Origin of the sequence: Candidatus Lernaella stagnicola (assembly GCA_030765525.1) — a bacterium.
Classification (GTDB): domain Bacteria; phylum Lernaellota; class Lernaellaia; order Lernaellales; family Lernaellaceae; genus Lernaella; species Lernaella stagnicola.
The window spans coordinates 231,190-249,883 of record JAVCCK010000027.1; the positions used below are offsets into that span (position 1 = coordinate 231,190).

15 protein-coding genes are annotated in these 18,694 nt (G+C 60.8%); 2 read left to right on the forward strand and 13 right to left on the reverse strand.

Annotated elements, in window-relative coordinates:
• From P9L99_12750 to selD, 5 genes are all read right to left on the reverse strand, one after another.
• Positions 1-1,902, reverse strand: a complete 1,902-nt coding sequence (locus P9L99_12750) for a YgiQ family radical SAM protein (protein ID MDP8224224.1) — start codon at positions 1,900-1,902, stop codon at positions 1-3.
• Between the two features lie 13 nt (positions 1,903-1,915).
• Positions 1,916-2,698: a hydroxymethylpyrimidine/phosphomethylpyrimidine kinase gene (locus P9L99_12755; protein ID MDP8224225.1), complete on the reverse strand. Its 783-nt coding sequence runs from the start codon at positions 2,696-2,698 to the stop codon at positions 1,916-1,918.
• Between the two features lie 225 nt (positions 2,699-2,923).
• Positions 2,924-3,175: a helix-turn-helix domain-containing protein gene (locus P9L99_12760; protein ID MDP8224226.1), complete on the reverse strand. Its 252-nt coding sequence runs from the start codon at positions 3,173-3,175 to the stop codon at positions 2,924-2,926.
• Entirely contained in the window at positions 3,159-4,169 is a 1,011-nt protein-coding gene (locus P9L99_12765) for a tRNA-dihydrouridine synthase family protein (protein MDP8224227.1), read from the reverse strand. The genes P9L99_12760 and P9L99_12765 overlap by 17 nt, the downstream gene beginning before the upstream one ends.
• A 2-nt stretch (positions 4,170-4,171) precedes the next feature.
• Positions 4,172-5,215 carry a selenide, water dikinase SelD gene (gene selD, locus P9L99_12770; protein MDP8224228.1) on the reverse strand — a complete coding sequence of 348 codons (1,044 nt, stop codon included), beginning with the start codon at positions 5,213-5,215 and terminating at the stop codon, positions 4,172-4,174.
• Positions 5,216-5,392: 177 nt separating this feature from the next.
• Here selD and mdh point away from each other — a divergent pair, with 177 nt between their 5' ends.
• Entirely contained in the window at positions 5,393-6,325 is a 933-nt protein-coding gene (gene mdh / locus P9L99_12775) for a malate dehydrogenase (GenBank protein MDP8224229.1), read from the forward strand.
• 39 nt (positions 6,326-6,364) lie between these two features.
• Here mdh and P9L99_12780 read toward each other — a convergent pair whose 3' ends face one another.
• The 5 genes from P9L99_12780 to ffh all read right to left on the reverse strand — a co-directional run bounded on the left by P9L99_12780 (position 6,365) and on the right by ffh (position 11,643).
• Positions 6,365-8,908 carry a DNRLRE domain-containing protein gene (locus tag P9L99_12780; GenBank protein ID MDP8224230.1) on the reverse strand — a complete coding sequence of 848 codons (2,544 nt, stop codon included), beginning with the start codon at positions 8,906-8,908 and terminating at the stop codon, positions 6,365-6,367.
• 172 nt (positions 8,909-9,080) lie between these two features.
• Complete coding sequence (gene rimM, locus P9L99_12785; protein MDP8224231.1) at positions 9,081-9,596, reverse strand: ribosome maturation factor RimM; 516 nt, start codon at positions 9,594-9,596, stop codon at positions 9,081-9,083.
• A 6-nt stretch (positions 9,597-9,602) separates the two neighbouring features.
• Positions 9,603-9,833, reverse strand: a complete 231-nt coding sequence (locus P9L99_12790) for a KH domain-containing protein (GenBank protein ID MDP8224232.1) — start codon at positions 9,831-9,833, stop codon at positions 9,603-9,605.
• A gap of 50 nt (positions 9,834-9,883) precedes the next feature.
• Positions 9,884-10,138: a 30S ribosomal protein S16 gene (gene rpsP, locus P9L99_12795; protein ID MDP8224233.1), complete on the reverse strand. Its 255-nt coding sequence runs from the start codon at positions 10,136-10,138 to the stop codon at positions 9,884-9,886.
• A gap of 47 nt (positions 10,139-10,185) precedes the next feature.
• Entirely contained in the window at positions 10,186-11,643 is a 1,458-nt protein-coding gene (ffh, locus tag P9L99_12800) for a signal recognition particle protein (protein ID MDP8224234.1), read from the reverse strand.
• A gap of 279 nt (positions 11,644-11,922) precedes the next feature.
• Between ffh and P9L99_12805 the strand changes: the two genes are divergently transcribed.
• Positions 11,923-12,570, forward strand: a complete 648-nt coding sequence (locus P9L99_12805) for a hypothetical protein (GenBank protein ID MDP8224235.1) — start codon at positions 11,923-11,925, stop codon at positions 12,568-12,570.
• 111 nt (positions 12,571-12,681) lie between these two features.
• On the opposite strand, the gene P9L99_12810 is transcribed toward P9L99_12805, so the two are convergent.
• The 3 genes from P9L99_12810 to P9L99_12820 all read right to left on the reverse strand — a co-directional run bounded on the left by P9L99_12810 (position 12,682) and on the right by P9L99_12820 (position 18,675).
• On the reverse strand, positions 12,682-15,594 hold the full coding sequence (locus P9L99_12810; protein MDP8224236.1) for a hypothetical protein: 2,913 nt from the start codon (positions 15,592-15,594) through the stop codon (positions 12,682-12,684).
• 96 nt (positions 15,595-15,690) lie between these two features.
• Positions 15,691-17,223 carry a hypothetical protein gene (locus P9L99_12815; GenBank protein MDP8224237.1) on the reverse strand — a complete coding sequence of 511 codons (1,533 nt, stop codon included), beginning with the start codon at positions 17,221-17,223 and terminating at the stop codon, positions 15,691-15,693.
• 9 nt (positions 17,224-17,232) lie between these two features.
• Positions 17,233-18,675 carry a DASS family sodium-coupled anion symporter gene (locus tag P9L99_12820; GenBank protein ID MDP8224238.1) on the reverse strand — a complete coding sequence of 481 codons (1,443 nt, stop codon included), beginning with the start codon at positions 18,673-18,675 and terminating at the stop codon, positions 17,233-17,235.
• Positions 18,676-18,694: the final 19 nt, after the last annotated feature.

Sequence of the window (18,694 nt, forward strand, 5' to 3'; positions counted from 1 at the left end):
TTAATCGAACGGCGACCAATTCGGCTCGGCTTTCAGCAGGCAATCCCCACCTTCACCGATCAGATCGAGGCGGTCGGCTTCTTTCAAAGCGTCAAACACATAGCGCTCGTTTTGCGGCTTGTAGTATTGGAACAAGCTGCGCTGCAGTTTGCGCTCGCGGTAGGCCAAGGGTCGATAGACCGTTTCGCCGGTTGCGGGGTCGATGCCGGTGTAGTGCATGCACGCCGAGGGAGTGCCGGGCATCGGGACGAAATCCTGGATCTGACAACTGTTGAGGTCGTGTTTCTTGATAAACAGCGCGATGTCGATGGCGTGTTCCAAGCGGCTGCCCGGATGACTGCTGATGAAGTACGGAGTGATGGTCAGTTCGGGCGTCCCGATGCGCGTACGAATTCGATCGAAACGCTCGATGAACGATTCGATGGTTCCATCGTGGTATTTGTGGATCAACTTGTTGATGTCGGGCGAAACATGCTCGAAAGGCAGCTTGATGTGACCGGAGAGGAAATGCGTCATGATTTCCTCGAGAAAGGCGTCGCCGCTGGGGTCGTGTTCGAGCAAGTCGACCCGGATGTGACTGGCTAGATAGCAGCGCTCGACACCGTCGACGGAACGCACTTTCTGGAGCAGTTCAGTGTACGCCGTGTGGTCGAGCGCGAGGTGTTCGCACGGTTCCGGTTCCAGACAGCTTGAACGCTCGCAAGCCCCCTTGTTATCCACGTCGAGAGTACATCCCATCTTCCACATATTGGCGACGGGCCCCCCGATGTTGCTGATCCAGCCGCGGAAATAACGAAAGCTGGAAATCAGCATCGCCTCTTTGAGAATCGACTCGCGGCTGCGCGAACTGACGTAACGACCTTCGTGAATGCGTTGGTTGCAGAAGGCGCATTTGCCGAAGCAACCACGGTGGGTGGTGAGCGCAAATTTCACCGTCTCAAACGATGGAATCGGACCGGCCTCGCGGTACTTCGGATGCGGGGTGCGTGAATAAGGCAGCGCGTAAATGCGGTCGATTTCACCGGTGGACAGCGGCCGCTGGGGCGGTGTCTGCACGAGCGTGCAGTTCTCGTAACGCTGCACGAGCGCTTTGGCCTGGCGGTGGTAATCAGCGTTGTCCGCTTCCAGATTCGTTTGATCGATAAACTGCTGTTTGGAAAGTTGCAGTTCGTCGAAATGCGGCAACGTTTCGTAGCTCGGCGGAAGATACTCCTCCAAACGATCGAAATGGTCGGCCTCGACGCGGTAAACAAGTCCGCGAATATTGCGGCACTCGACCGGTGCCTGTCCGCGGGCCAGCACCTGCGCCACTTGCGTGATGGCGCGCTCGCCCGGTCCGTAGATAAGCAACTCAGCCGGGCACTCAGCGAGCAATCCGGGCCGTAAGACGTCGTCCCAAAAATCATAGTGGGCGAGTTTGCGGCCGGTGGCTTCGATGCCGGTAATGACCACGGGCACATCGGGATAAATGGTCTTGCAACACGAGGCGTAAACGATGCTGGCGCGATCGGGCCGCAAGCCGGGCAGGCGACCGGGGCTGAAAAAGTCAATCTTACGCGGCCGCCGCGTGGGGCTGTAGTTGGCGGCCATGGAGTCGTGCTTGCCGGCGGTGACGGCGAAAAACAGACGCGGCCGACCCAGTTGGGTGAATCCCTTTTCGCTGTTCCAATCGGGTTGGGCGATGTAGCCGACGCGTAATCCCATGGTTTCGAGCACACGGCCCAAAGCTGCAATCTCAAAACTGGGGTGGTCGATAAAAGCGTCGCCGGTGATGAGAATGACGTCAAGCTCATCCCAATCCCGCCACTGCATTTCGCGGCGACTCATCGGCAAGTGACGAAACTGCCGTCGCTCTCCGTTATCCCCATTGCCCCCGGTGTCGTTCTTGATCGTGCGTTGCATAAAAAACTACTCCCTACCCTGAAATTCCAAGATACATCCAACCGTCCGTAGACGGAGCCCATGCTGCTTCAATACCCCGTCGCACTGTCGCCACGGCCCGCCGCGCCGCTATCGCGGGCGTCTCGCCCAAAGCGAGGTACCCGGCAATCAACGACGAAAGCGCGCACCCGGTGCCGTGCACCTGGCGACCACTGCCGATACGCGGCGTCGAAAAAGTCTCTTCGCCTTCCGGCCCGACGAGCAGGTCGACCGGATCACCCGTCAGGTGGCCACCCTTGATCAGCACATAGCGGGGGCCCCGTTCGCGCAACATCGCCGCGGCCCGGCGCATGCCGGTTAGGTCGTCCACGGCCAGACCGGTTAGTTTTACGGCCTCGGGAACGTTGGGCGTCACCCATGTGCCGTGCGCCAAAAGCCGATCGTACGACGCGTTGCCGGCCAGGTCGCCGCCGGCCCCGGCGGTCAGCACCGGGTCAATCACAACGGGCACCGGCCAAGCCATTTCGGCCAGGGCGTCAGCCACCGCGTCGGCGTTCGCGGCACAGCCGACCATGCCGATTTTCACGGCCGCCGGACGTAAATCGGCGACCAAGGTTTTGATTTCCTGTACGATTTCCGCCGCCGGTCGCGGCGCTACGGTTACCGGGGCGGCGGGACGTTGAGTCGTCATGGCGGTGACGACTCCGGCGGCTCGCAAACCCAGTGACGCGATAACCCCGGCGTCGGCCAATAGACCGGCTCCACCGGTCGGGTCAAACCCAGCTACGCATAAAACGACAGGATTAGGCTTATTCATTTTTTGTTTTCACTACCCATTCAATCATTTCACATGTCTTGGGGGCGTCGCGTCGCAGCCTGGATCTCGTTTTTTTTCAAGCCAGCACATTTACTAAGCGAATTTTTTACTTTTCCCCTGTTACTTTTCGCTTCGTAGTTATTGCCACCCAAGTCGCTTCATAGTCCAGGCGATGATAGCGATTAACTTCCTCGTTGTATCGGAATCGCTGCAGTCACGCAACCGCTATTTAGCGAAAAATTCATCATATTGCGCGACCTTACGGCGCAGCGTGTTGCGGTGCATACCCAACAGACGCGCGGCCTTAACCTGGTTGCCGCCGCTTTCCTCCAAAGCAGCCGTAATGAGGCGACATTCCAGGTGTCGCATCACCGTGTCATGAACGTCACCCTTGGCACGCGGAGGGACCGCACTAAGCAGCCGACGGCACATGGATTCGTATCCGGCCAGCCAATTTCCTTCAAGCATCGTCTTCATGAGGTTTCTCCGCTTCCTGCATAAGTACCGCGGCGACTTCGGCGAGCATGCTTTCGATGTCCGGTGCGGTAACGATTTGTCGTCGCGCCGCCGCCGCGCCGCGAAAGCCCTTGATGACAAACAAAGCGTATTTTCGGATTTCCCGCGCGGCCCGCGCCTCGCCTTTGAAGCGGACCAGCATGCCCACCTGCCGCTCGAGCAACCGGTACTTCGCGAGGCCGTCGAGTTCGGGCGGCGGCGGCTGATCGTCAAGCGCGGCGCGCGCGGCGGCGAATATCCAGGGTCGCTGCAACGCGGCGCGGCCGATCATCACGGCGTCGCACCCCGTTTGCGCGGCCAACTGCGCGGCATCGGCCCCTTGCGTCACGTCGCCATTGCCGATGACCGGAATATCCACCGCGTCTTTGACCGCGGCGATCAAGGACCAATCCGCGGTGCCGCCGAACATTTGCGCGCGCGTGCGGGGGTGTACGGTCAGGGCGTCGGCCCCGGCTTCCCGGCAGATGCGGGCGCATTCGACGACGTTGACGCGATCGAAACCGGACCGCAATTTGACCATCAACGGCAGCGGCGAGGCTGACTTCATGGCTTCGACGATACGCCCCAGGAGCGCCGGGTCGCCCATCAACGCCACGCCGTGCCCGCTTTTGACGACTTTGCGCACTGGGCAGCCCGCGTTGAGGTCAATCAGGTCCACGTCGGACTCACCGGCGACACGCCGGCAGGCCTCGGCAAACAACTCCTCTCTCTTGCCGAACAACTGCGCGGCGACGGGGTGATCTTCCGCCGCGGAGGCCAGCAAGCTCATGGTTTTGCGAAATCCCTTCGAACCGGGCTTGGAAAGGGCGAGAGCGTCGGCGCTGGCCATCTCGGTAACGGTCAGGTCCGCGCCGAAGTCGCGGCAGACCATGCGCAGCGCGGCGTCGGAATATCCGGCCAGCGGCGCCAGGACGAGGGGAATGCTCCCCGGCAAAAGTACGGAGCCGATACGCACGGCTAACGCCCCGGGCGGATGCGCAGCGTCACCGCGTCGCGGGTCACTTGACCGATCACGGCGGCGGTCCCGGTTCCCTTCTCGCGCAACATCGCGACGGCTTCGTCGACCCGCTCCGGCGCTAAAGCCATGAGCAGACCGCCGCTTGTTTGGGCGTCGTTGATGAGCAGGAGCTGGTCTTCCGAAACGCCGCCATCGACCGCCAGGTGGTCGTTCGCGTAACTGCGGTTGGCGTAGGTGCCGGCGGGAATCAGGCCCATGTCGAGGCACTCGATGACGCCGGCCAGCAAAGGGATTTGGTCGAACCACAATTCGCCGCCGACTTCCCCCGCCTTGAGCAGATCGAGCGCGTGCAGCGCCAAACCGAAACCCGTGACGTCGGTCACGGCGTGCGCCTCGACCAAGCGGGCCACCTGCGCCGCGTCGGCGTTGAGTTGGCCGCAGGTCTTCACCAGCAGTGCTTCGGTGCCCGGCGGTTCCATTTCGCCTTTGAGCGCGGTAGCCAGAATACCGGTGCCGATCGGCTTGGTGAGCACCAGAAAATCGCCGGGGCGGGCGCCGGCATTGCTGAATAGATCGTCGGGGTGGGCCACGCCGGTGACGGCCAGGCCGTATTTGGGTTCTTTGTCATCGACCGTGTGACCGCCGAGGATGACCACGCCCGCCTCGTCGGCTTTGTGGTAACCGCCGGCGAGGATCTGCCCGAGCACTTCCAGACCGGGCGGTCCTTTTTCGGGAAACGCGACAATGTTGAGCGCCGTGATGGGCTTGGCACCCATCGCGTAGACATCGGATAAGGCATTGGCCACGGCAATGAGTCCATACGCGAAGGGGTCGTTGACGATGGGCGTGAAGAAATCGACCGTCTGCACGAGGGCGAGGTTCTCCCGCAGCAGGTAGACGCCGGCATCGTCGCCCTGGCCGACCAGCACGTGCTCGTCGGTTACCTGCGGAAGTTTCTCCAAAATTTTGGCCAGCTCACCCGGAGCCAGTTTGCAGGCTCACCCACTTCCGTGAGAGAGCTGCGTCAGCTTGACTTCGCTCATGGCGACTCCATATTTCGTTCAAGCAAAAAGATTACCGGACGCGCCGCAGAAGAGGCAATCTCCTTTTTGCTTTTTTCGACCGACCCTTGAGCACAATTGAGATTATGGACGCCTTGGCACACACTCGTTGGGTGACGGCGCATTGAAAACACACGGAACAAGCACGGAGGGGAAGCGATGGCACGCAGAAAAATCACGATCGTGGGAGCGGGAAACGTGGGCGCGTTTGCGGCGGCCCGCGCCTCAGCCGAGGAACTGGGCGACTTGGTGCTGGTCGATGTCGTCGACGGCATGCCCCAGGGCAAAGCGCTGGATCTAGCGGAAAGCGCGCCGTTGCTGAATTTCGATGCCAACATCGTGGGCACCAACGGCTACGACGAAACCGCCGATTCGGACATCGTGATTATCACGGCCGGCCTACCGCGCAAACCGGGCATGAGCCGCGACGATCTGCTGGCTAAAAACAAATCAATTATGGAATCGGTCGTCAAGGAGATCGCGCCGCGCTCCCCGAACTCGGTTCTGATTATCGTCAGCAACCCCCTGGACGCCATGTGCCAGGTCGCCAAGGACGTCTCGCAATTCCCCAAGGAACGCGTGGTCGGCATGGCGGGCGTGCTGGACACCGCGCGCTTCCGGGCGTTTATCAGCATGGAACTGGGCGTGTCGGTGGAAGACATTGCGGCCGTCGTGCTGGGCGGCCACGGCGATACCATGGTGCCGCTGCCGCAGTACTGCACGGTGGGCGGCATCCCGGTTGAAATGCTGATCCCCCCCGATCGTCTGGCGGCCATCGTGGAGCGCACCCGCAAAGCGGGCGGTGAAATTGTGGCGTTGCTTAAAACCGGCAGTGCTTTCTTCTCTCCGGCGGCGAGCGCCATCGAAATGGCCAAGGCAATTCTCAAAGACAAGAAACGGATTTTGCCCTGCGCCGCGTATCTTGAGGGCGAATACGGCTACGAGGGCATTTTCCTCGGCGTACCGGTGCTGCTGGGCGCGAAGGGCGTGGAAAAGATCATCGAAGTCAAACTCACCGAGGAAGAAAAAGAGGCCCTGGACAGGTCCGCGGCCGCAGTTCGGGAGTTGGTCGAGACGCTCAAAACACTCTAAGGCAAACGGACGGCTGATTTCCTCGCAGTGCGGTGGGGCCTAACCGCCGCAACTGCCGTTGCTGTCGCTCTTCTCCACTTCTCGGACCCCCGGTGAATCGTCGTCGGGCGTGGGTACCGACCCGCCGTCATCATCATCGTCGTTATCGTCGTCATCGTCGCTGGTGTCGTCGTCGGACGTGGTGTCGTCGTCAGACGTGTCGTCGTCGTCGGTCGCGGTGTCGTCGTCGGTGGTGTCATCGTTGTCGTCGTCGGTGGTGTCATCGTTGTCGTCATTGTCGTCGTCGGTGGTGTCATCGTTGTCGTCATTGTCGTCATTGTCGTCGTCATCATCGTTATCGTCGTTGTTATCATTGTCGTCGTTGTTGTCGTCATTGTCGTTGTCATCGTCGTCGTCATCGTCGTCGCCGGGCAGGCAGATATCGAGATTCTCGTCGCAATCTTCCCATATTTCGCAAGGATCACCGGCGTGAAGGTTGCAGTTGCCGTTGAAACACTTGTCGTCACCGTTACAGAACAGCCCGTCGCCGCACTCGGTGAGGTTGGGCGCAAACTGGTCCGGCGGGCAATAACCCGAGATGCCGGTACAGTATTCGCCGAGATCGCATTCACCCGCGGCGCCGCGACATACCACACCGCTGCCGACAATTTGATCGGCCGGGCAGTTGACTGAACCGGCGCAGGTTTCCTCGATGTCGCACAAGCCTAAAGCCCCGCGGCAAACGTAACTGGCCGGACGATACTGATCGCTCGGGCAATTCGCGGTCCCATTACATAGTTCGGGCAAATCGCACTCGCCCGCCGAGGCTCGACAAAGCGTGATCAGCGGTTTGAATTGATCGGCGGGGCACAGAGGCGAACCGCCGGTGCAGGCTTCGGCCAGATCGCAGTCGCCGGCCGCCCCGCGGCACGGGAATCCGTTGGTCCGGTATTGATCCGCCGGGCAGTAGGCCGAACCGCCGGTGCAGTTTTCGGTAATGTCGCAGATACCGGTCGCGCTGCGGCAGGTGACGCTACTGGGACGATATTGGTTGGTCGGACACCAGGCTGACTCGCCGGTGCAATTCTCGGCGACGTCGCATTCGCCCGCGGTTGCCCGGCACTGGTAGCTGGAGGGCAAATAACATCCGGAGAAGCAGCAATCGCCGCTGGAGCACTCGGTCGCGTCGCTGCCGTCGCAGTCTTCGTCGATGCCGTTACAAGGGATGTCCTCCGGCAATGTATAGGTGATCGACAAGGTCGGGTAGTGATCGTTCTCGAAGGAATCGAAGAAGAGATAATCGTCCTCGTCGGGCCCGGGCAACGACGAACGATACTCGTTGGTCACCATGAATCCGCGGCTGGAATACCAACCGCTGACTTCGTCCGACCACTGCTGCACGATCCCCGCCACGTCGAAGCTTCGGTCGAAATAGCCGCCGTCGTAAATGACATCGGAGGCTTGGTACGCGGTGTAGTACGTCAGGCAGTGATTGCTCCACGTCGTGCTGCAGCACGAATAATCACAAGCAACCTGGTTGACGTAAACCTCGGTGGAGTCCGTTTGATCAATCGTGTTGATCCACACCTCGAAGTTGGCGATGTTGATGGTGCTGCCCGGGCAGATGCCGTCCTGGCCGATTAAGTCGTAGGGCCACGAAAGCAGGCCGATCATGTAGCCGTCTTCTTCCCACAATCCGCGATCGAGGCCGACGGCGATGTTGCTGTCGTAACAAAAATTCGTCGTATCCAGATTCATCGACAGCCACGTGTCGCAACTAGCCTTCGAGTCACTCGTGGCGAATTTGAATTCCAGGTCCATGACGCCTTCGGCCTCGCCGACCGTTTCGGGAACATCGAAAGTCAACAGATACTCCCCGGTTCCCAAAGGATCGACATGGAGCGCGGCCTGCGCCACCGGACGCCCGTCTTCCTTCCATACACCGCCGGCTAGAATCAGCACGGTCTCGTTCGCATCGTCGAAGAAGGCAAGCCGCCCACCGCACGCGTCTTCAGTCGCCGGTGTGACGCCGAGGGTTGGTGAAACCTGCACCACGGCCGCGATTTGCAGCGGGGCGGGCCGATCGCTTAGCCGCCAACGGACCATCACTTCGCCGGGCAACACGGCCAGATGCAAATCCGCACCCGGGATCGCCCGCGGGTACGTGAGACGCCGGTTGTCGACGATCGCGCCGCTGCCTAAACCGCCGACCGCGGCCCAGGTCACCACGTGTTCGTCCTTTTCCAGACGCATCGCCGCGCCCTGCCCGGCGTCGGCCTGAAAATAGGAGCGCAAACTGTTGCGCTCGTTCTGCCACGCATAGGCGTGACCGTCGATCACCCGTCGGGTGGGCAGCAGGCGCGTATGGATGCTCTGCAGCGTGCCGGTTTCGTCGGCGTAGTGGATCGGTCGCCCGTGTACATTCATGGTGCGGGTGCCGTCTTGGTTATCGAAGACCTTCCAGTGGATGCCCCGCTGGGCCGTCAATTCCACCGGCGCCGTTTCATCATCCGCGGCGGCGGGCTGGGAAGCCAACGAGAACAGGATTGCGCCCAGCGCAAACAAAAAGACCATGCTGATGGCGAAATATTTAGCGGAATGCATATCGTCCCCCAGGGCAAAATGACCATTCAACCAACGTCCGCGCACGGGCAACTCGCCAAAAAACCACTAGGAAGAGTTGTCATAATACATAACGTACGCCGCTGATGATGCTTTGAGGATACGTGGATCGCGCCGCAGGTGTCAAGCAAAGCGCTCGTATTTCAGGGGCTTTTCATTCGAGGCCGGGCAGCAGCCGAACGGTGATTCGGCGTGCTTCGTGGTCGATGGTCAGGACCACGTCGGGGATGTTGGGCAACAGCAATTCGCGGTGGCCGTCATGCACCTCGATCACGTCGTTGGCGCCGGTGGCCAAAAGCGCCCGGACGGTTCCGAGGTTGCGGCCCTGCTCGGTAACGACTTCCATGCCGGCGATCTGATACCAGTAGAATTCGTCATCTTGCAGGGGTTGGAGATCCGCTTCGGGGGCCAGCAATTCCCCGTTCACGTAAGGTTCGACCGCTTCGATGGAATCGACACCTTCCACCTCGAAGATAAACACATTGCCTTTGCGGCGGATGTGACGGACGGTCGTCTCAAACGGCGCGCCGTTACGCGGCGCGAGGGTCACGCGTTCCAGAGCGTCGAGGCTTTCGGATTTGCCGCCGTGGGGATATACGCGAAAAGCACCCTTGAGCCCCTGGGGTTTAGTGATGGTACCCAGCGAAATCAAAGCGGGCGCTTCCTGCATGCTTCGCTACTCGAGGATTTCGAGAGTAGCCCGCTGGCGCATTTTGGTCGAAGCGGCCGAGAGAATCGTCCGCATAGCGCGAGCCGTGCGGCCGTTTTTGCCGATCACTTTACCGAGATCTTCTTTAGCGACGCGCAGTTCGATCACCGAGGCCGACTCCCCCGCGACCTCATTGACCTGCACGTTATCCGGGTCATCCACGAGAGATCTAGCGATGAACTCGATCAAATCCTTCATTTTCTGTATCCCCCCACATGGTGTTTTTCTGGACCAGTACGAGCCGTCGCTTAGGCGCCGCTCTTCAGCAAGCCTTTCTTCTTCAAGAAACTACGCACGGTGTCGGTCGGGATCACACCCTCGCTCAACCAATGCCGCACTTTCTTCTCGTCGAGAATCACTTGGTTTTCTTCCAACTTGGGATCGTAAGTTCCAACCTGATCTACGAAGCGGCCGTCACGCGGTGATTCCGTCTCCGCGATGACGATTCGATAGAACGGTTTTTTCTTCGCTCCGAAGCGTGCCAGCCTCATTTTGAGAGCCATAATCTACCTTTCCTAACAATTTGGTTAATTGTAACAAGCCTCTTGTATCAACGGAAGGGGAATTGGGTTACCGATTTCTTTGCCTTCTTACCCTTTTTCCCCTTTTTCCCTTTCTTGCCTTTGGCCTTCTTGCCGGATTTTACCGACCTACCGCCGCCACCGGCCATTCCGCCCATACCCGGCGGAGTCGGCATTCCGAACATCCCACCGCCGCCTTTGGCCATGGCGCCGATCATCTTTTTCGCCTGCACGTAACGTTTAAGCAGGCCGTTGACGTCCTGGATCGACGTGCCCGACCCGCGGGCGATGCGCGCCCGTCGCGTGCCGCTGATGATCTGGTGGTTGCGGCGCTCTTCCCGGGTCATCGAATTGATGATCGCAATGACGCGGGCCATTTCCGAATCGTCCAGTTGCATTCCCTTAAGGGCTTTAGCCTGCCCCATGCCCGGCAGCATCCCGATAATCGATTCGAGACTGCCCATCTTGGACAATTGCTGCATCTGGTCGCGAAAGTCTTCCAACGTAAACTGGTTCTTGCGCAGCTTCTCTTCCAGCTTCTTGGCTTGCTCCTCGTCCACTGCGGCTTCGGCGCGCTCGACCAGGGTGAGGATATCGCCCATGTCGAGAATGCGGCCCGCCATGCGGTCGGGGTGGAAGATCTCCAGCGCGTCCATTTTTTCGCCGACACCGACCAGCTTGATGGGCTTGCCGGTGACGGCCTTGATCGACAACGCCGCGCCGCCGCGGGCGTCGCCGTCCATTTTCGTCAAGACAACGCCGGTGATGTTGAGGCGTTGATTGAACGACTCGGCGACGTTGACCGCGTCCTGACCGGTCATCGCGTCGGCGACGAAGAGGATTTCCGACGGCTGCATGGTCTTTTTGATGCGCTCGAGTTCGCCCATCATGTTCTCGTCGATCTGCAGCCGACCGGCGGTATCGATCAGCAGGATATCCTGCCCGCCGGTTTCGGCCTGGCGGAACGCCTGCGCGCAAATCTCCACGGGGTCCATACTCGGGTCGGAATCGAAAACGGGCGCGCCAACCTGAGCCGCGATCGTCTTTAGCTGCGCAATCGCGGCCGGGCGGTACACGTCGGCGGGCACCAGGAGCGGCCGGCGTCCCTTTTTCCGCAACAGAACGGCGGTTTTGCCGACCGTCGTCGTTTTACCGGACCCTTGCAGGCCGACGAACATGACGGGAATCGGCGGTTTGGCCCCCAGTTGCAGTTCGCTGGCCGTGTTGCCCATGAGGGCTACGAGCTCCTCGTGGACGATTTTGACGAACACCTGCCCCGGCGTCAGGGAGGTCATCACCTCCTCACCCATGGCGCGGTCCTGCACTTGCTTGAGAAATGTCCGCACGACCTTGAAGTTGACGTCCGCTTCCAGGAGGCTCATGCGCACTTCTTTTATCGCGTCCTCGATGTTGGACCCGGTCAGCTTGCCTTGGCCGCGTAGGTTTTTGAAAACCTTTGCGAATTTCTCTTGTAGATTATCGAACATACTATCTAATGTTGCGACACGCCTTCGCGATTGCAAGTGCTCGCGCCCAAAGCCACCGGCCGGGCGCACAATGATCCGTAACCCGCCGGGGCGGGGAAACGGCAAATATAGAGGAACGGCCGCGCATGTCAAGCGTGGTAAGGTCCCATGGCGGAGCGGACCGGTAGGCCGAATCTCGCGGAAAATGATGATCTTGCCGTGGCTGTACGGTGCGCTAAAATGCTTGACAGTCTTTTCGGTAGGCTGCTAGAACCCGCCTAACCGGCGGTGAGGTTATACATGGCAAAAAAACAAAGGTTTCTTCTTCTGGTGATGCTGGCTGTCGTGGCGGTGTTTTTCGCCACGTGCGCGATCGACGAAGAGCCCGATGAAGAAGACAATACCACGACGATCGACATCAAGGTCTTGCGCGACGACTTTTTCGATCTGGCCGAAGACAAAATCATCGGGCAGGCGAAATTCAGCGAGAAATCGGGCCAGGTGGGCCGGCGCATCAAGGCACGCGTCCTGATCGAGACCCTGTCGCGATTTCCGGACCAAAAAATCGCCGTTCAACTCGTTCTGCAAAACCAAGATGCCGCCGTTTCGGTATACGAGCCGATCCAGTGGGTGCAAGACACGAATGAAGAAAGCGTCGAGTTCGTCATTCCGCTGGTGGAAACTATTCCCGTGTTGCTCAACTTCCGCTTGCTTGCCTATCAATACACTTTCAACGAGGCCGAGCCCCTCAAAGCCGATGACGATACGGCCGACGACGACACTATTGACGACGACGATAACGACGACGACGACGCTGTCGATGACGACACCGGTGGTGATGACGACACAATCGGTGACGATGACACTCCGGCGCCGGATCGTATTTTCGAAGCTGAGGGGATTTTTACCTTCTTGGTCAACGCCGGACAGCCCGGAACGGGCGACTAGCGGCTCTCTCGGCAGCGTGAAGGTTCTCGCACGTTTCCTATCGCGTGCCACGTCACGTCTGATTCATTTCGCCTGAATTTTATTGATTCATTCGCGCGTCGGTCGGCTCGCTCAACAACCGCAGCCGCCGCCGTCGTCATCGTCGCCACCGCCGCCGAAGCCGCCGCCGTTCGTATCCGTGTCGTCGTCGCCGTTGTCGTCGTCATCGTCGAAATCTTCGTTCGGATCGGGATCGTCTTCGTTGAGTGTCGGGTCGATAATCTTCAGCGCCGTGACCGAGTGAGGCGGCAGCAATAGATCGAGTACCGGCGATTCCAGCGACCCGAAATACGTGCCGCCGTCGAAGGGCACTTGGTTTTCCGGCGCGAGCGCACCGACCTCGTTATCGGCGTCGACCGCGTCGGCCGTCAGGCGGCTGACGAAAATCGAACGCTCGCCGGCCAGATCCAAATCACTCAAATCCAGAATGGTTTGCGCGAAGCGGTCGAGGTCTTTGTTGATCAGCAGCACGTTGATCTCGTCCTCGGCCCGCCCGGCCAAGGCTTTGACCAGCGGCGTGCCGCCGAGGTTGACGTTGGTCCACCACTGATTGCCGACCACGCCCTCGCTCTGGATCGTACGCCGCTGGGTGCACAGCGCGTCCTTGCAGATGTCGATGGCGATTTTCGGCGCGTACACCATTTCCTCGCGGTACATGCGCACGTTGTCGAAGTAGGCCACGCCGTTGTCCTTGCGCCCTTCCTTACGCCGCAAGTGCATGTTGATAAACGCTGTGGCGGCACGGTTGGCCAAGGTGAAGCGAAAGTCCTGCGGGCTCCAATCGGTGGTGTCGAATACGCCGAAAGAACCGGCTGCCTGCACAAGATCGTCCGAGGCGTTGCGGGCCTGGGCCTCAATGGTCACCGGCGCGTCGAGATCGTCCGTCTTCACGGCGCCGACGACGTGAAAGTCATCGGGATCGGTGGACTGCAGCACGTAGCGCTGCCGGATGTGAAAGAATTCCGGGTCGCCCACGATCGGCACGCGCACGCAGTTGGCTCCGTCAAAGCAATCCTGGGCGATGATGCGCGCCGGGGCGGGCGTCGTGGTGAACTCCACCCAATAGTTCCCGGCGTTGTTGAACGGCCCCGGGGTCGAGGTGAGGTCCCAACTCGGGTCGCACAACAGGTTCTGGGTTTTGACTTGCAGATTTTGCGCCGCGTAGTCGAATTGCACGCGGTACCGTCCGCCGGGCTGCACGGCCGCGGTTTGTGAAATCTGCTCCTGGTAGTCGGGATTGTTGTTCGCACCGGTGTCGAAACGCACCTGCAGGTGGCAGCCGTCCTCGTCGCACTGCCGGGTGGTTTCCGCACCGGCCGGGTCGGCCGTCCGGTTCCAACCGACGGAAAGATCCTGCTCGAAATCGCCGTTTTTCAGCAGATCGACCGCATACTCCGGCGGCACGTCGTCGCGCGTGAGAGATACTTCGTCGACGAAAAAGCGGCCGCGAATGTAGCTGGTCGGGTCGGGGTTGTGTACGTTGCCGATCCCGCACACGGGCGTGTTTTCAATCGGCTCGCGATTCCGCGCGACACGCACGCGAATATAACGTTCGTCCGCCGCGACACTGACACTGGCGTAGGCCGGCGTGCGGCCGACCTGTTCGTTGTCGAAAGTGGAAGCGATCGTCGTGGTGGCCAGTACCTGATCGACGGCGAAGTCGCGGGACAGCATGCGCAGCACCATCGCGTTGGGCCGCTGCACGACTTCTCCCCCGAACAGATAGGCCGACCCGTAATAGCCGGGTTCGCGCGAGTCGTAGTCCATGAAATTCCACATGGCCGCGCCCAGCATCTGATCGGAATATTTCAGCGTGGTCATCAAGACGTCGGCGTTGAAAATCGCCGCGCCCAAACTGTGGGCCAGGTCGTGGAAGGGGCAATCAGGCGGATCGCCGGCACCGGTGTAATTCGTGTATTTCTCCGCGAAAAGCAGTTGCGTGTTGTAGCCGGCCAAAAGCACCGGCACGCCGGGCTTGTCGTCCCCCAACTGCTGATCCACCTTGTTGAGCAGCGCGTTGAGACGCACATCCAACTCGCGCCCGGCGGCAAAAGCGGCCTCCATCGTGCGCCGCAGTTCTTCATCCAGGTCCTTGTCCCACAAGTCGCAACGATCGGCGTTGAAGTTGGGACGGAAGAAGCTCACCGTCAAAAAATCGGGCCAGTACGCGGAATCCGCGCCGGAATCCACAAACGCGGCCAGCAAGCGGCCGGCGTCTTCGACGTCTTCGTTTTCGTAGGAAACGGCCCCGATCTGAATGTCCGGAAACTCCGCTTTGATGGCCGCGCTCATCTCCAGAAAGGCCGCCGCGTACGCTTCGGGCGCCACGCGCTTAAAGGTGACATCCGGCGCGCTGGGGTGGTCGGAATTCTCCCAGGTGTCCGAGTCGACCTCCCAATACAACACCGGCCCGTACGGCGACTCATTCTGCACGTAGCGCACCCACGCCATGGCAGCCTCGATCACCTCCGAGGTGGCGAAAGCGCCGGTTTCCGGATTGTACATGCTAAGCGTAATGACCGGAGTGGCTCCCAGACGGTTGGTGAGGTACAAAAACTCGTCGGTGCCGAACAGGGTTTCGCGCTGCGCGCCGGGGCCGATGCCGCCTTGCCACTGGTAGCTGCGCGTCAACCGGCCGCCCGGAAAGCGTAACAATCCCGGATCAATACGGCGCAACAAGTCGTAGGAAAAGGGCTGGTAACAACCCACAATGCCACCGCCGCAGGCCAAGCTTTGCGGACTCCACAGCCCACCGGCATCGTCACCGTAGATGTCGCCCGCGACCAGGTTGATACCGAAAAGATTCGAATCCACCGTCGCCACGCTCTGGTCGGAAACGAAGACGAGCGCTTGAATCAGTTCCTCGGCTGCGGTGTCATCGTCATCCTGCGCCGCGGCCACACCGATCCATAGCCCAAAAACGAGAAGAAACGACAACCCGGCCGCCGCCGCGCGCGACGGGCATGTTGCGAACAGGCGCTTCATTTCAATCCTCCGGCATCCGGGTACCCCACAAACCCAACCACCGCTTTCAGAGTACGGTTTCGCCGCGCGAAGGGCAAGTTGCCGCCCGCTGCCCGATCATTCCGCAGAGGAGGCGCGACGAAATACCAAAAACGACCTCGTAGTGAACGCGAGTCGATAATCCTGCGTTAACCCGGGATGATTGAGCAGGCTGCGCCCGTAGGCGAACGCCGAACGCCACCCGTCGGCGGTCTTCTGCGCGCCGCCGATCACCACAAAACGCGGCCGGCGGCCGAGAATGTAATCCGGATCGACCTTCGCGTGCCGCGCGCCGGGAACCTGTGCCAGGTGGGCGTCGGTGAGACCAAAGCAGTCGATCGTCGGCAAGCCGGTCAGGTAGGGAATCAGCCCCGCCTCCCCCGTGGCCAGCCAATCGCCCGGTTGAGCCTCGTCGCGCAGGTAGTCGGCAACCTCGATGTAGTTGGCCGGAAAGGTTTTCGCCTGGCTCACGCCGCCCCACCCGCCGGCGCGATGACTGAGCTGTTTGACCCCGTACAAATGCGCAGCCATGGGCAACACAAGTGCCGTCACCAGAAGCGCGCGCCAGAGGAACGTCCATTCCTGGCGCCATTTGTGGGACAGAATCACCCGGAAACGCGCCAAAATCGTCGGCACCGTCAACGCCAACAGCGGCACGACCGGCATCACGAAACGCCAACCCGGCATCCAATCGCCGCCGCCCACGACCATGAACCCCGCCTGCGCCGCCACCGCCAACAGCAATACCAACGCGCGCGGCGTCGCTTTTCGCCACGGAACCAGACCAGTCAGCAATAGCGGCAGAAGCAGCGCGTTGCCCCAAAGTGCGGGTGCCAGCGCCGCCAGCAAGTAACGAACGCCGTCGAGCCACGTCACGATGCCCGCCCCGGCTTTGGCGTAGAAAGTGTTGGGAAGCCACGCGCCGTAGGTGGCATGCCGCCACAGCAGGTGAATCGCAATGGGCGTCGCCGCGGCCAGCAGCGTGACGATATCCGCCACGTCCACACGTCGCCCGTCTCGCCAGAGCAGCAGAGCGCGGGCGACCAAGACCGCCGCCAGGAAGATCACTCCTTCCGGGCGCGACACGGCCGCCGCGCCCAGCAGCAATCCCGCCAGGACCCGCCACGATTTGCGGCCCGTCTCCAGCGCGCGCACATACCCGCCGACCGCGGCGAGCACCAGCAGCGCGTGCAACGCCGTCTCCATGCCCGAGGCCGCCCACACCGCGAAGTATCCCGAAAGGCCGACAAGCAACGGCGCCCAACCCCAATGGTCCGCGCCCTCGGGATCGGTGCGCGCCAAACCGGCGACGGCCAAAAGCGTCAGCCATCCGGCCAGCAGACCGATAATCTTCGCCGCCAGGGTCATCGACCACGGGTTATCGAGCACCGGATGCAGCAATGCCAACAAGCCGAGGAACAGCGGATTGGAATAGCCTTCGACCGCTTCGCCGGGGTTGTACACGGCGCCGTGACCGTCGGCGATATTCGCCGCGTAGCGCATTGTGATGTAGATATCGTCGGGGGCGTAATTGAGAAAGTGTACGCCGATCAGCACAAACAGCGTCATCCCGGCAAGTAGCAGGGCGATTTGGCGGCGGTCGGTGGTCATGGCCTTACCTTACCAGACTTTGTATCCCAGTAACGGCCAATAGAAGGTCGCCGCGAGCAGGAACATGACGTAGGCCGCCAGCAGCAACAACGTGCCCGAGCGGAAAAAGTCGTTGGGTGTCGGGTACCCCGATCCCAAGGCGATGGCGTTGGCCGGCGTGCCCATGGGCAGAATGAACGTCAGTCCGGACGGCAGGGCGACCGCGAAGGTCAAAATCACCGGCGACATGCTGAAGGTATGCGCGAGGCTGACGACCACCGGCATCATCAGCGAGACGACGGCGGCGTTGCTGATAAACTCGGTGAGGATCATCGTCACGGCAATGACGAAGGAGAGCAATACCAGGGGGTGCGGCGAGGTGCCGTGCAGCATGGCGTTGACGGCCCAGTCGGCCGCGCCGGTCTGCGACAGAGCCTGCCCCAGCGCGATCGCGCCGCCGTACATGAGAAAGACGCCCCAATTGATGCTGCGCTCGATCTCGCGCCAACTGGTCAGCCGCAGAATGAAGAATACCGCGACACTGGCCATCGCCGTGACGCCCAGGCCGACGGTGCCGTGAAGGAACACCCAGCAGAAGATCGTGCCGATGGTCACGGCCGCCACGCCTTTTTCCCGGTTGCCCATCGGGCCCAAGTCGTTGATGCGGTGGCGCAGAACGTCGACGGCTTTTTCCAAGTCGATGGGCTCGGACGGGTATTGGAAGTGCAGCACCGCGACGGCGACGCCGAGCATGACGACGACAATAGGGATGTCCGCGACCAGCCATTGCAGGAAGCCGATGCGTTCACCGGTCATTTCATAAAGAATGCCCATCGCCAGCGGGTTGCGCGCGCCGCCCAGGTAAGTGGCAATGCCGCCGATGATGCAGCCCCAAGCCATGGCCAAAAACAGGCTGCGGGCGTAGCGGCTGGATGGTGACAGCCCCGCGGCGGCGACCACGGAAAGTACGATGGGGTACATCATGGCGGCCACGGCGTGCTCGCTCATCCAGAACGAGGCGAAGGCGCCGAACAACAAGATGCCCATGCGCAGTTGCCTCGGGGTTTTAGCCGCCTTCTGCAGGGCCTGGCAGGTGATGCGGGTCGAGAGCCCGCTTTCCACCAACACCGCCGAGATGAAAAACGCGCCGAGGATGAAAAACACGGCCTCGTTGCCGAACAGCGCGAAGGCCTCGGGTCCGCTCATCACGCCGGTCAGCGGCAGCAGAACAATCGCCATGATCGAAGTGATTTGCAGCGGGATGATCTGGAAACCCCAAAACAAGACGCAGAGGATGAACACCGCCAACGCCCGGTGCCCTTGAGCGGAAAGCCCCTCGGGCGTGGGCATGAGCAGCACGATGCCGAACAGCGCGAACGCGAACGCAATCATCGGTATGCGATACCGCTCGGTCCAGCGCTGCCCCCGCGGAATGTTCGCGGGCGTTATATCGGGTTCCCAAACCTTACTCACAGGTTATCACCTCGCATAA

What these genes read in the sequence shown, in the direction of transcription:
- P9L99_12805 (MDP8224235.1), top strand. Translation starts at nt 11,923, where the DNA reads ATGGCAAAAAAACAAAGGTTTCTTCTTCTGGTGATGCTGGCTGTCGTG.
- P9L99_12790 (MDP8224232.1), bottom strand. Translation starts at nt 9,833, where the DNA reads ATGAAGGATTTGATCGAGTTCATCGCTAGATCTCTCGTGGATGACCCG.
- rimM (MDP8224231.1), bottom strand. Translation starts at nt 9,596, where the DNA reads ATGCAGGAAGCGCCCGCTTTGATTTCGCTGGGTACCATCACTAAACCC.
- P9L99_12760 (MDP8224226.1), bottom strand. Translation starts at nt 3,175, where the DNA reads ATGAAGACGATGCTTGAAGGAAATTGGCTGGCCGGATACGAATCCATG.
- P9L99_12810 (MDP8224236.1), bottom strand. Translation starts at nt 15,594, where the DNA reads ATGAAGCGCCTGTTCGCAACATGCCCGTCGCGCGCGGCGGCGGCCGGG.
- P9L99_12755 (MDP8224225.1), bottom strand. Translation starts at nt 2,698, where the DNA reads ATGAATAAGCCTAATCCTGTCGTTTTATGCGTAGCTGGGTTTGACCCG.
- rpsP (MDP8224233.1), bottom strand. Translation starts at nt 10,138, where the DNA reads ATGGCTCTCAAAATGAGGCTGGCACGCTTCGGAGCGAAGAAAAAACCG.
- P9L99_12815 (MDP8224237.1), bottom strand. Translation starts at nt 17,223, where the DNA reads ATGACCACCGACCGCCGCCAAATCGCCCTGCTACTTGCCGGGATGACG.
- P9L99_12780 (MDP8224230.1), bottom strand. Translation starts at nt 8,908, where the DNA reads ATGCATTCCGCTAAATATTTCGCCATCAGCATGGTCTTTTTGTTTGCG.
- ffh (MDP8224234.1), bottom strand. Translation starts at nt 11,643, where the DNA reads ATGTTCGATAATCTACAAGAGAAATTCGCAAAGGTTTTCAAAAACCTA.
- P9L99_12750 (MDP8224224.1), bottom strand. Translation starts at nt 1,902, where the DNA reads ATGCAACGCACGATCAAGAACGACACCGGGGGCAATGGGGATAACGGA.
- mdh (MDP8224229.1), top strand. Translation starts at nt 5,393, where the DNA reads ATGGCACGCAGAAAAATCACGATCGTGGGAGCGGGAAACGTGGGCGCG.